We start from the raw sequence: 11,769 nt of genomic DNA on the forward strand, positions 1-11,769 counted from the left end.
CTATTTATTTAAATTAGTTGTATTCATGCCTGAATTGCCTGAAGTAGAAACAACCTGCCGTGGTATTCGCCCTCATATTAAGGGGGAGAGATTGATTGCCTTGAATGTGAGAAACCCGAATTTAAGATGGCCAGTACCTGATTTCCTTGCTGAAAAAATAGAAGGGAAAACGGTAGTTGATGTTGTTCGTCGAGGGAAATACATTCTTGTTTGCGTTGATGGTGGGCAGGTGATGCTTCATTTAGGGATGTCTGGAAGTCTGCGGATTGTAGATAAAGATAAAATACCGCAAAAGCATGATCATGTAGATTTTTGCTTTACTAATAGTCAAATTCTTCGGCTGACTGATCCGCGCCGTTTTGGTTCTGTTTTATGGCAGCCAGAAGGTGAGCACCATGAATTGCTTTATAAACTGGGTCCAGAGCCTTTGAGTGAAGCGTTTAATGTTGATTATTTAGCTAGCTGTTGTGCGGGTAAAAAAGTGGCGATTAAGTCGTTAATTATGGATAGTAAGGTCGTAGTGGGTGTAGGGAATATATATGCTACGGAAGCGCTTTTTATAAGTGGTATAGACCCGCGAAGATCTGCAGGAAAGATTTCTAAGAGGCGGTTGCTGATATTGGTTGATGAGATTAAAGGCGTACTGGCCGCCGCAATACAGCAAGGGGGCACTACGCTGAAAGATTTTGTTGGAGGCGATGGTAAGCCGGGGTATTTTCAGCAAAAACTACATGCATATGGCCGTAAAGGGGAGCCTTGTGTTAATTGTTTAGCTCCTTTGACTGAAGTGCGATTAGGGCAACGCTCTACCGTTTTTTGTAAGCATTGCCAGACATAACCAGAGATTATTTATGACAGTACAGATCAGACCTCCAGTTTTATCACAAGAAGATTGTGTATTTCGCGCTAACCTGCGAAAGAAACTAAATATTGAATCCTACTTACAAGATCGAACAGCGTTTTGTGTAGGAGAAAAAGCGATTCACTGTGAATTGTATGAATTTTCTCCTGATGCGCCCACGATTGTTTTTCTACCGGGCATCGGCACGTATTGTGAGCTTTACGCCGAGTTGTTGTCGGGGTTGTCTAAAAAAGGTTTTAATGTGGTCGGCATCGACCCTTTAGGGCATGGATATTCGGCGGGTTCTCGAGGTGATTACACCGTTGAGCAGATGTGTGACGCCGTATCGGAAGTGCTTGATGTACTTCAGCAGCGTTTTGAAGGGCCGTTTGGTATTTATGGCTATTCTATAGGTGCTTTGCTTGCGATGGCTGCGGCAGAACAGGATGATCGCCTTTCTGCTGTTCTATGTGGCACTTTATTAGTGCCTGATATAGCGCCTGATATGGGCTATCGCATGGGCTGGAATTGGACATGGGCTTCCTCTCTAATGATGCCTACTTATAAGGTCCCTCTTAAAAACTTTGTGGATTTCGAGCAGTTGCTAAAAGGTCATCCGGCCGCACAAGAAATCAACAATGATCCTTTGATTGTTTTTGATTATCCGCTCCGTACTCTTTCTAGCTTATTTAATTACCGTTGTAATATTGTTAGCAAAAAGTTTGATTTTTCTTCTGCTATTTTGCATGGAGATCAAGACGAGGTGTTGCCGCTCAGTTATTCACGGCGTGTGATGAGTTACTGCGATCAGCCATTGGAACTGTTGGTTGTTGATAATGAAGGGCATATGGTGCCATTAATGAAACCTAAACTTATTGTTGAGATGGCGGCTCAGTGGTTTGAAAAGCAGTTTTCGAAAGAGATGGCAGACGCTGTTCTTTAATTTGTCGCTGTCATAAAAATGTAAATACTCATTCATCGGAATGTCACCTTAGTTGCTCATTATCTTCAAGTATGACTAGAGTACTTGGAGAACTCCGAATATGAGTGCTATGAAGTTTCTAACCGCGTTTGATCTTTTGGCATTTAATTGGTGTTTAGGGTTACCTAAAGCACCTCAAATGGCCTTAATTAGCCGTCAAATTTCTCGTTTAGGTGATGGTGGCTTTTATTTGCTGGTGGGTGTTTTTCTTGCAATCTTCGAGTCTGTATCTGGACTCGTTTTTCTAATTGCAGGGTTGTTTGCTTACTTAATCGAATTGCCTCTGTATTTAATACTTAAAAACACTATTAAGCGAGATCGTCCTTGTGAGTCCCTTCCTATTGAGGCTTATATAGTACCTTCTGATAAATTTAGTTTTCCTTCAGGTCATTCCGCAGCCGCCTTTGTTTTTGCCGCGCTTATTGCTAATTTCTACCCTGCCTATGCTGAGTTCGCCTATGGTTGTGCCTTAATGGTGGGTGTTTCCCGTATATTGTTAGGCGTGCATTATCCTACTGATATTTTAGCGGGTGCTGTTTTAGGTTTGTGCAGCGCAACGTTTGCATTAAGTTTTTTGCCTGCGTTGGTTGTGCTCTAAAATATGAAAGTTTTATATGGTGTTCAAGCGACAGGTAATGGTCATATCACACGAGCAAGGGTGATGGCTCCTGCGTTAGAGAAAGCAGGGGTGGATGTTGATTATTTGTTCAGTGGTCGGGATCCTGAAGAGTTGTTTAATATGGAACCCTTTGGTGCTTACCAGTGCCGACAAGGTCTAACCTTCTATATGGAAGGAAGTAAAGTTAATCAATGGAAAACCTTCACAGGTAATAATCCAATAAAATTGGTCAGAGATATTTTTGCTCTGAATCTGGATCAATATGATTTAGTGATCACTGATTTTGAGCCTGTGACCGCTTGGGCGGCAAAACTCAAGGGGGTTCCTAGTGTGGGCATAGCTCACCAATATGCTTTTTTGCATGCTTTGCCTGATTCAAAAACAGGCTTTATTTTTAGACATCAAATCAAAAGCTTTGCACCTGCTAAAGTGTCTGTTGGTATTCATTGGCACCATTTTAACCATGCAATCTGCCCGCCGTTGATTCAAGCACCGTTGTTCGATCCCGTTAAGAGTGACAATAAAGTCGTTGTCTATTTACCACATGATAATGTAGATCAAATTTGTCGGGCGTTGCAGCTGTATACCGAGTACGAATTCTTTGTCTATGCGCGGGTTGATAAAGCGACAGATGATGGGAATATGCACGTTCGGCCTTTTTCGCGTGATGGATTTCACCGTGACTTATCGGACTGTTCGGGGGTGATTTGTAATTCAGGCTTTGGTTTGTTGAGTGAGGCGATTCAGTACGGTAAAAAAATCCTGACGCTGCCGCAGGTCGGGCAGGCTGAGCAGGAGTCTAATGCTGAGATACTCGAATATTTAGGGTTAGGGATTGTTATTGATAGTTTGCAATCCGAGCGGCTTGCTCAGTGGTTAGCTTTACCTATGCCTGAACCTAAAGTGTTTCCTGATTTGGCGACTATTTTAGCTGAATGGATTGCAGCCGGTTGTAATCGAACGGTTCAGTCGGTTGTAGATGATGCTTGGAATAGCTCATATAGCGTTACAGCTTCTCGTTAAGTAAGATCTGTAAAAAAAACCGCCATTAATCTTTTATAGATGTGTTTAGCTGTAGGTAATATAGCTTTCAGAGATTAGTGCTTAGTTAAATTTAGATATGTATAAGGAGGGAGGTAAGGGGATACTTCATTCCTTGAAGAATCCCCTCTATTGGCTTCCATAATCCTTGCGGTAAAAAATCCTAGGGCGTCATGCCTTCCTTTCCGCTTCTCGAGGCCATCCTTCGTATTCGTTCCATGAACAGGAGATCCACGTATTCAATTATGCCCTTTACGGGGAGTATTGATATAAGAAAAATTCCTAATTTTCTGGTTTAGCTAAGCTAATGGATGTTTTCGGTTTGAATTGTGAATAAAACGGTTGTTTAAATCTGTCGAAGCGGTTTTTTTGCGGGTTTCTGTCTTTTGATGGAAGCTAAGAAGGTTATTTCTAATGGATCGCCCTGATATTTTATCTGTTTACTATTTATCCAGTTGAGGCCCTGTAATAGTTGATCTCTGAATTAAGAGCCTTTCAATAGAAGGTAGTAATGTTTCTTTTATTTGAACCTGCATCTTAGATTTTGGCTAGTCATGAGGTTTTTTTCTGTTTACTGGACATAAGGGGGGAGGGAACTTAAACTAATGGCTGTTTTTGGTCGGGGTGCCCTATAGGGCTGAGACTATACCCGTTGAACCTGATCCGGTTTATTCCGGCGTAGGAAACCCAGATGTTGATAATTTCAAATCAATTCAATAACTTTTCTGGCCTCAGTATGATAATTGAGGTTAGTCATGTCTGTTAACACACCTAAAATACCTAATGTATTAACCATCGCTGGTTCCGATTCTGGCGGAGGGGCAGGTATACAAGCTGACTTGAAAACCTTTTCAGCCCTGGGTGTTTATGGCGCTTCTGTAATAACAGCATTGACTGCCCAGAATACCCAATGTGTCGCGGGTATTTATCCTGTTACGCCTGATTTTGTGTCTCTGCAGTTAGAGACTGTTTTTGCTGATATTCAAATCCATGCTGTTAAAACCGGTATGTTAGGCAGTGCAGAGATGGTTGATCGGGTGGCTCAGTTTTTATCAGGTATTGATAATGTGAGGTTAGTTGTTGATCCGGTGATGATATCAAAAAGTGGTAACGCTTTACTGTCTCCTGATGCGGTAGAGGTGTTGATCGATAAGCTGATACCTTTAACCTATGTGATTACACCAAACCTTCCAGAGGCTGCAGCTTTATTGGGTGTAGATGAACCAGTATCTATTCAGGGTATGCGTGAAATGGCTGTCCAAGTACATGCTTTAGGCGTTCAAAATGTACTTTTAAAAGGCGGCCATCTTGAAGGCGAGTCTTCTCCAGATATTTTATTCGATGGTACTACGTTTACTGAATTTCCAAGTGTGCGTATAGCAACCAAAAATACTCATGGTACAGGTTGTACTTTAGCGTCAGCCGTTACGGCGTATTTAGCGCAAGGCTGTTCCATTGTGGAATCGGTCACAAGAGCAAAAGAATACATTACAGCGGCGATTAAAGCGGCTGATCAGTTGAACGTGGGTGCAGGACACGGCCCAGTTAATCACTTCCACAATATCTGGTAGCAATCGCTACTTGTGCTGTGAAAAAACAATAATGACAGGTTGGATGATGGAAGATAATAAGCAAGTAGAACCGCAGAGTCAGGCATTGAGCCAGACAGCACAGGTTGACCGTGATTCGGTGCAGCCGTTTCCTAAATCTAGAAAGGTCTACGTTGAAGGCTCGCGTCCAGATATTCGTGTACCTATGCGTGAAATTACGCTGGATGATACGCCAACGGATATGGGGGGAGAGAAAAATGATCCTTTGTATGTTTATGACACATCCGGTCCCTATACTGACCCGGATGTAGTGATTGATGTACGTAAAGGGTTAGCGCCTGTACGTGAGCAGTGGATTTTAGAGCGTGGGGATACTTGTGAGCTTGATAAGCTTACCTCTCAGTATGGTCGTGTTCGTGCTGCGGATCTGCGTTTAGATGAACTACGTTTTGAATTGACGCGTAAGCCGTTACGCGCGCAAGAGGGTAAGAATGTTACCCAGCTGCATTATGCACGCCAAGGTATTATTACGCCTGAGATGGAATATATAGCGATTCGCGAGAATATGAAGTTAGCGAAAGCGCGGGCTGAGGGTAATGTTGTTGCTGAACAGCATCCAGGGTTTAATTTTGGCGCAAATTTACCGGATGAAATAACTCCGGAGTTTGTTCGTCAAGAAGTGGCGGAAGGCCGCGCAATTATTCCTGCCAATATTAACCATCCAGAAGTGGAGCCGATGATTATTGGCCGTAACTTCCTTGTCAAAATTAATGGCAATATTGGTAACTCTGCGGTGAGCTCTTCGATTGAAGAGGAAGTAGAGAAAATGACATGGGGTACGCGCTGGGGCGCGGATACCATTATGGATCTTTCTACAGGTAAGAATATCCATGAGACCCGTGAATGGATCATGCGTAATTCGCCGGTACCTATTGGTACAGTGCCTATTTATCAGGCGCTAGAAAAAGTAAATGGTGTTGCTGAAGATCTAGACTGGGAAGTCTTTAAAGATACTTTGATTGAGCAAGCTGAGCAGGGTGTGGATTATTTCACAATTCATGCTGGTGTATTGCTACGCTATGTACCAATGACCGCTAAACGTATGACGGGTATTGTTTCCCGTGGTGGTTCTATCATGGCGAAATGGTGCTTAGCTCACCATCAAGAAAACTTCCTTTACACTCATTTCGAAGATATCTGTGAGATCTGTAAGGCTTATGACGTCTCTTTCTCATTAGGCGATGGTCTGCGCCCAGGTTCTGTTTACGATGCCAATGATGAAGCACAATTTGCTGAGCTAGAGACCTTAGGCGAGTTGACTAAGATTGCTTGGAAACATGATGTACAGGTTATGATCGAGGGGCCTGGGCATGTACCTATGCATATGATCAAAGAGAATATGGATAAGCAGCTAACTGAGTGTCATGAAGCGCCATTTTATACCTTAGGTCCGTTGACGACTGATATTGCACCGGGCTATGACCACATTACATCAGGTATTGGCGCTGCAATAATTGGTTGGTATGGCTGTGCAATGCTTTGTTATGTAACACCAAAAGAGCATTTGGGTCTTCCGAATAAAGATGATGTGAAAGAAGGTATTATTACCTATAAGATCGCTGCACATGCTGCGGATCTTGCAAAAGGTCATCCTGGTGCTCAAATTCGTGATAATGCGATGTCTAAAGCACGTTTCGAATTCCGTTGGGAAGATCAGTTTAATATAGGTCTTGATCCTGATACTGCACGTGCTTATCACGATGAAACCTTACCGAAGGAGTCGGCTAAAGTCGCTCACTTTTGTTCGATGTGTGGTCCTAAATTCTGTTCTATGAAAATATCTCAAGAGGTTCGTGAGTTAGATGCTGAGCAGGTTGCAGCGATTAATGCACAAGCTGAACAAGGGATGCAGGAGAAATCAGCTGAATTTAAAGATTCAGGTGCTGAAATTTATCATAAGGTATAGTTGAGTAGCACTATTAAAAAGCCGCTACTTTAGCGGCTTTTTTTGTGTCATTTTGAAGATGTTTTTGGAGAATGATGTGTCAGATGAATGGGTAAGCTATATCGCAGTCGGATGTATGATTGTTTTTGCATTTGGCGTGGTGACGTTGAATGCTTTCCGTCGCAGAAAAGAAATTCCACCGCCTTTAGCTGCAAATGATCGTAAGTTGTATCGTTTATGGCGCTCAGATCCTGAAGCATATAAGCGTCAATATGGACAATTAGATGAGCAGTATCTTGAGGCCCAGAAAGAGAAAGAGGCTAGTAACAACTAACTTGCTGATCCCAAAAAGTCTCTAAATGGCGGAGCTGTTCACGTAGTGGGTTAAAGTCGCCCCCTTGTAACACCTGCTCGGCATTGATTAATTCAAGTTGCTGATCGAAAAGTTCAGAAATTAGAGTATGTATATTTAGGCCTTTAGGGCTTAGTTTTATGCGGATTGAGCGTAGATCATGCTCTGAACGTTCTTGAGTTATGTATCCGTTGCTGACCATTTTTTTCAGATTATACGAAACATTTGAGCCTAAATAGTAACCGCGTGTACGTAGTTCGCCTGCGGTCATCTCGCGGTCAGCGATATTATGTAGAAGAAGTGCTTGTACACTGTTGATATCCGTATACCCGAGAGCTTCAAGTCTGAATTTTAGAATATCTAAGATTCGTCGATGAAGACGTTCAATTAAGCGTAGACATTCTAAAAAATCGTTGCGATTACTTGGAGACGGCTCGTTTGTCGGATGATTCATTAGCGTTTGGCCTTTGTTCGGTCACTTATTTAGTTGTCTGTGAATATTAGTATTGATTACTAATGGATGGCAAAGGTTGTGCTTAGGTTATTAGTCTAGTTTTTGTCATTCATTTGAAATCTTTATTTAGCAAAATTTTGTAACTCTGCTAACCTTGTAGAAGGCTTAATAAAACCTGAACATTTGGTTAGTTAATCAAGTGTAGAGGTATTTTAAGTCTTGTTCCAGCGAATAGATCCTCTCTCGATAACGGCAAACTTAGAGTAATCTTAGGACGCAAAGTCACAGATCCTTAGGGATGGCTGGGCTACCGAAAGAGAGGTTTACTATTTCTGTTTTAAAGGGTGTTCTGCTGGAAGTTGTCTCTCGATCCAGAGTGCCAGCTTATGTCTCATGTTAATTTCGTTGTCTTGGCCTTTGGCTAGCGGTTGAATGAGTCCATCTTGTACTAATAATCTATAAATGGCAGTAATTTTATTTGATGCGCTATCTGTAGATTCAAATTGGCCCGCACCTCGCTTTTCTATGTAAATTGAGCCGATGCGAAGTGCTTCCTTGACTAGTTCTGCTTCATGTTTATGCTTTTTCATAATAGCCACTCTATTTGATGCTCATATGTTAACTTTGAATAGAAAGGTGATAAAAAACAAGTCTTTGTATTAATTATTCATTATGCCCTTTTCTACTGTAGCGGTGTTGTATTTCTCTCGCGTAGGGATAAATATTTTATGAATAGTGGCGAGAGAGATCCTTAGATCTTGTCTTTTAAGCTATATCCGCTGATATAATAAGCCTTTGTCGCGCATTTACATTAGAGATGAGTATGAAATATCGGACTATTCCTGTAACGCCTTTCCAGCAAAACTGCACTCTAGTGTGGTGCGAGCATACAAAAAAAGCAGCGATTGTTGACCCCGGTGGTGATTTAGATCAGATACTGGCGGCTGTTGAGGAGGAGGGTGTGCTGGTGGAAAAAATCATGCTCACTCATGCCCATATAGATCATGCTGGTGGCACTGCTGAGTTATCGGCTAATAAAGGTCTCCCTATTGAGGGGCCTCATAAAGGTGACCTTTTTTGGATAGAAGGGATGTCGCAGCAATGCTCAATGTTTAATTTTCCACATTGTGACTCTTTTACGCCTGATCGATGGTTGGATGATGGAGATGAGGTCAAGGTTGGTGGTGGTGTTTTTCAGGTAATCCACTGTCCCGGACATACTCCAGGTCATGTTGTTTTTTATAATGAGAAAGATCAGATGGCATTGGTTGGAGATGTAATATTCCATGGCTCTATTGGTCGAACTGATTTTCCTAAAGGTAATCATCAAGAGCTGATCGATTCTATCAAAATGAAGCTGTTTCCTTTAGGTGAATCTGTCGAGTTTATTCCTGGTCATGGCCCGCGCTCAACATTGGGTGTTGAGATTAAGAGTAATCCTTACGTTCGCTAACGGCGTAAGAGGGTGTTGCTTGATAGGCGGTGGAAGACATTTCATGTAAGCGACTGAGTGTTCTCTTGAATGGTTTTTTTAATAGAACTCCCTTGTAGAGTTGCTCTGCAGTGTCTTCTGCGCTGAGATATAAATTTACTCTACAGTCATAAAGCTCATCAACTAGGCTGATAAAGCGTCTTGCTGGATCATCATGATTGCTTTGCACGACCTTTCTTAAGCCGGTGGTGTTAAATAAGCCATAACTATCTTCCGTTCCTCTCGCTTTTATCTGCTCTTTGCTTTGGCCTTGAAAACGTGGAACGTTACTCAAAATTAGGTGCGAATAATTTGAGGCGAGTTCAATATAATCTCGTGCTGATCTTGGGCCCTCACAGAGTTCGGCAAAATCAAACCAAATTACAGAATCGTCTCTAGCTATACAGTTAATTTTTCGCCCGCAGAGTGTGACGCTGTTGCTGTTAGGTTGTGCCTCGTGCTGGGTTAGTTTGTAATAGATCTTTTTTAAGGCTTGGTTATCTTGAATAAAATAAGCTGGGTTTGAAGCTAGATAATTGAGACGATGGTCGTTGCCATTATCTAGAGGAATGACCTGCATATTGTCCTTGATTAATTTGATCGTGGGCAGGAATCGATCACGGTGAAGGCCGTCTGAGTATAGATCATCGGGTTCTATATTTGATGTGCTGATAATGGTGACCCCTTTGGAGAACAGAGCCTGATAAAGCCGTCCTAATAACATGGCATCACCAATGTCAGAGACAAAAAACTCATCGAAGCATATTACCTTGTATTTAAGACTTAATTCGTTGGCAATATGAGCTAAAGGATCGGGTTTTCCTGAATGTAAGAATAGTTGCTGGTGGATCATCACCATGAAGCGATGAAAATGGAGTCTAATATATGTCTTTGGTGCTAGGCATTGGCAAAATAGATCCATTAGCATTGTTTTGCCTCGACCTACAGGCCCCCAGATATAAATCCCAAGGCTAGAAGGCGGTTTGTCGAACCATCTTTTACCCCACTTTATCGGTTTGGATAGTTCGAAATGAGAAAGGTGGTTTAGTTGCTGCTGGAGTTGTTTAACAACCTCTGTTTGTGCAAGGTCCGGTGATAGTTGGGATTGATCAAGTAGTTGCTGATACTGTTTTTCTATAGACCGAATAATTATCTTCATAAGGAGGCTATTATAAACTTAGAGGGTTGTTGGAGTGGTGATCATATAGCCAGCGATCATTTATGCAGAAGTAAGGCTAATTCAAAAAACGTATCATCGAGCTTTTTGTTTTTTTCGATAATATCTTTTAATGGAGTCTCTGTTATGGCGTTATCTCGTACTCCAATCATTACATCATTATAGCCTGCGCATAGATAATTAACGGCAGTTGAACCAAGACAAGATGCTAGCACGCGGTCATGGCCGGACGGGCTACCACCTCGTTGTATGTGGCCTAATATGCATACTTTCGCTTCTAATTTATGTTGAGCTAATACGTTGGCTAAGTGGGTTGTTAGCCCAGGCGTTTGTCCTTCAGCAACAACAATAATACCGCTAGCCCCTTTGCCAAGTAGACGGTTATTGGCTAGCTGAAAGCAAATGGTCTCAGGCTTGATTTCATATTCGGGTACAACAACCATTTCTGCACCACAGGCGATACCTACATGTGTGGCGATGAAGCCTGAATTTCGTCCCATGACCTCGACTAAAAAGAGGCTTTCGTGTGAGAGAGCCGTGTCGCGTATTTTGTCGATTGCATCTAAAGCTGTATTAACTGCTGTGTCGAATCCTATAGTGTCATCTGTTCCATAAATATCATTATCAATAGTGCCTGGTAGCCCGATCACTTTGATGTTGTTTTCTTGTGTTAGTAAGTGAGCGCCGGTAAGAGATCCATCGCCACCAATTACAACTAACGCATCGATATTTTTTTCTTTTAATACAAGGGCTGCTTGATGGCGGACAGTTGGGTCTTTAAATGCTAAGCAGCGATCACTTTTTAATAAGGTCCCTCCGCGTTGAACAATGTTAGTAACGGATGCGGAATCCATTTCCACCATATCCCCAATAATTAAACCGCTGTATCCCTTGTTAATACCGTAAACTTTTATACCTTTATGCAGGGCTGCACGAACAACGCCCCGAATGGCAGGATTCATTCCTGGAGAGTCTCCGCCACTGGTTAAAATTGCAATAGCTTGAGGTTTTGTCTTGTTTGTAGGCAGGGAGGGTATTTTGTACATGTATAACCTCAATTAAGGGCTTTATATATGCTTAAACTGTAATTGTGATCGGCGGTTAGGGCAAATCTATTTATAGCTTCTTTTGTATGTTTTTGGGCTGGGCTAGGTTGGGGGTTAGGGTACCGGAGTATATTAGCTGAGCTGATTTATTTGCGATATACCTTATCGAATTGAATATTTTGTTTATTGTTTGAACAAGATTCTTCGCTAAGGTGCTTTTTTGCCTTTATTTTGCAGTTTTTTAGTTTTGCCTGTTGACCTTGTTTGGGAAGTGTCTATAATTCGCCGTCC

General features: G+C 42.1%; 12 protein-coding genes and 2 riboswitches. Of the genes, 8 read left to right on the forward strand and 4 right to left on the reverse strand.

The window, feature by feature from the left end; translation table 11 throughout:
• The first annotated feature begins 25 nt into the window (after positions 1 to 25).
• The 7 genes from mutM to Q4492_RS14990 all read left to right on the forward strand — a co-directional run bounded on the left by mutM (position 26) and on the right by Q4492_RS14990 (position 7,312).
• Positions 26 to 838 (forward strand): bifunctional DNA-formamidopyrimidine glycosylase/DNA-(apurinic or apyrimidinic site) lyase, encoded by an 813-nt coding sequence (mutM, locus tag Q4492_RS14960; RefSeq protein WP_303419637.1) that lies wholly within the window; start codon positions 26 to 28, stop codon positions 836 to 838.
• Between the two features lie 13 nt (positions 839 to 851).
• A complete protein-coding gene (locus Q4492_RS14965) occupies positions 852 to 1,784 on the forward strand; it encodes an alpha/beta hydrolase (RefSeq protein WP_303419639.1) in 933 nt (310 codons plus the stop codon).
• A 100-nt stretch (positions 1,785 to 1,884) separates the two neighbouring features.
• The gene (locus Q4492_RS14970) at positions 1,885 to 2,421 is read left to right on the forward strand and encodes a phosphatase PAP2 family protein (RefSeq protein ID WP_303419641.1); all 537 of its coding nucleotides are present in this window, start codon (positions 1,885 to 1,887) and stop codon (positions 2,419 to 2,421) included.
• 3 nt (positions 2,422 to 2,424) lie between these two features.
• Positions 2,425 to 3,465, forward strand: a complete 1,041-nt coding sequence (locus Q4492_RS14975; protein ID WP_303419643.1) for an MJ1255/VC2487 family glycosyltransferase — start codon at positions 2,425 to 2,427, stop codon at positions 3,463 to 3,465.
• A gap of 628 nt (positions 3,466 to 4,093) precedes the next feature.
• A riboswitch (TPP riboswitch) is annotated at positions 4,094 to 4,185 on the forward strand.
• 53 nt (positions 4,186 to 4,238) lie between these two features.
• The gene (thiD, locus tag Q4492_RS14980; RefSeq protein ID WP_303419644.1) at positions 4,239 to 5,054 is read left to right on the forward strand and encodes a bifunctional hydroxymethylpyrimidine kinase/phosphomethylpyrimidine kinase; all 816 of its coding nucleotides are present in this window, start codon (positions 4,239 to 4,241) and stop codon (positions 5,052 to 5,054) included.
• Positions 5,055 to 5,097: 43 nt separating this feature from the next.
• The gene (gene thiC, locus Q4492_RS14985) at positions 5,098 to 6,999 is read left to right on the forward strand and encodes a phosphomethylpyrimidine synthase ThiC (RefSeq protein WP_303419645.1); all 1,902 of its coding nucleotides are present in this window, start codon (positions 5,098 to 5,100) and stop codon (positions 6,997 to 6,999) included.
• 76 nt (positions 7,000 to 7,075) lie between these two features.
• On the forward strand, positions 7,076 to 7,312 hold the full coding sequence (locus tag Q4492_RS14990) for a hypothetical protein (RefSeq protein WP_303419647.1): 237 nt from the start codon (positions 7,076 to 7,078) through the stop codon (positions 7,310 to 7,312).
• Here Q4492_RS14990 and Q4492_RS14995 read toward each other — a convergent pair.
• Together Q4492_RS14995 and Q4492_RS15000 are read right to left on the reverse strand one after the other, a co-directional pair.
• Positions 7,299 to 7,784, reverse strand: a complete 486-nt coding sequence (locus tag Q4492_RS14995) for a MarR family winged helix-turn-helix transcriptional regulator (RefSeq protein WP_303419649.1) — start codon at positions 7,782 to 7,784, stop codon at positions 7,299 to 7,301. The genes Q4492_RS14990 and Q4492_RS14995 overlap by 14 nt on opposite strands.
• Positions 7,785 to 8,025: 241 nt before the next feature.
• Positions 8,026 to 8,099: riboswitch (cyclic di-GMP riboswitch) on the forward strand.
• A gap of 11 nt (positions 8,100 to 8,110) precedes the next feature.
• The gene (locus tag Q4492_RS15000; protein WP_067869367.1) at positions 8,111 to 8,374 is read right to left on the reverse strand and encodes a DUF5062 family protein; all 264 of its coding nucleotides are present in this window, start codon (positions 8,372 to 8,374) and stop codon (positions 8,111 to 8,113) included.
• Between the two features lie 233 nt (positions 8,375 to 8,607).
• Here Q4492_RS15000 and Q4492_RS15005 point away from each other — a divergent pair, with 233 nt between their 5' ends.
• A complete protein-coding gene (locus Q4492_RS15005) occupies positions 8,608 to 9,237 on the forward strand; it encodes an MBL fold metallo-hydrolase (protein ID WP_303419651.1) in 630 nt (209 codons plus the stop codon).
• Here the strand turns inward: Q4492_RS15005 and zapE are convergent.
• Complete coding sequence (gene zapE / locus Q4492_RS15010; RefSeq protein WP_303419653.1) at positions 9,212 to 10,414, reverse strand: cell division protein ZapE; 1,203 nt, start codon at positions 10,412 to 10,414, stop codon at positions 9,212 to 9,214. The two genes, Q4492_RS15005 and zapE, sit on opposite strands and share 26 nt — an antisense overlap.
• A gap of 56 nt (positions 10,415 to 10,470) precedes the next feature.
• Complete coding sequence (gene pfkA, locus Q4492_RS15015; protein WP_303419655.1) at positions 10,471 to 11,478, reverse strand: 6-phosphofructokinase; 1,008 nt, start codon at positions 11,476 to 11,478, stop codon at positions 10,471 to 10,473.
• Positions 11,479 to 11,769 lie beyond the last annotated feature (291 nt).

The organism is Neptuniibacter sp. 1_MG-2023, from assembly GCF_030547185.1.
In the GTDB taxonomy this organism is placed as follows: Bacteria; Pseudomonadota; Gammaproteobacteria; order Pseudomonadales; family Balneatricaceae; genus Neptuniibacter.